We start from the raw sequence: 286 nt of genomic DNA, 5'->3' as shown, positions 1-286 counted from the left end.
ATCCGAGGGCGTCAGTTTGTTGGCTGTAGCGAAGGCATGCTGCATGGCGACGATATTGCCCAGCTGCGCCTCGGCTGCGCCAAGCCGGGAGAAGGCCTGGACGTTGTCCGGCATTTGCTCGGCAGCACTGGCGAGCAACGGCTGGGCGCGCTCCGGATACCCCAGGCGCAGTTGTGCAGTGCCCAGACCCAGCAGGCCGACAGGGTTGTCCGGCTCCAGGGAGACGGCTTTCTGGTAGGCCTGTTCGGCACCCGGCAGGTTGCCACCGGCCAGGCGAGCGGCACCG

At 67.5% G+C, this 286-nt stretch carries 1 protein-coding gene; it reads right to left on the bottom strand.

Annotated features, from left to right (window positions below):
- Positions 1-286, bottom strand: a 286-nt coding sequence (locus AC0IYH_RS30995) for a tetratricopeptide repeat protein (RefSeq protein ID WP_471838019.1), incomplete at both ends; no start/stop codon positions are given.

This window comes from Pseudomonas sp. AC463 (assembly GCF_979253585.1).
The sequence above is the reverse complement of the archived record's forward strand: the minus strand, read 5'-3'. Positions and strand labels throughout refer to the sequence as shown.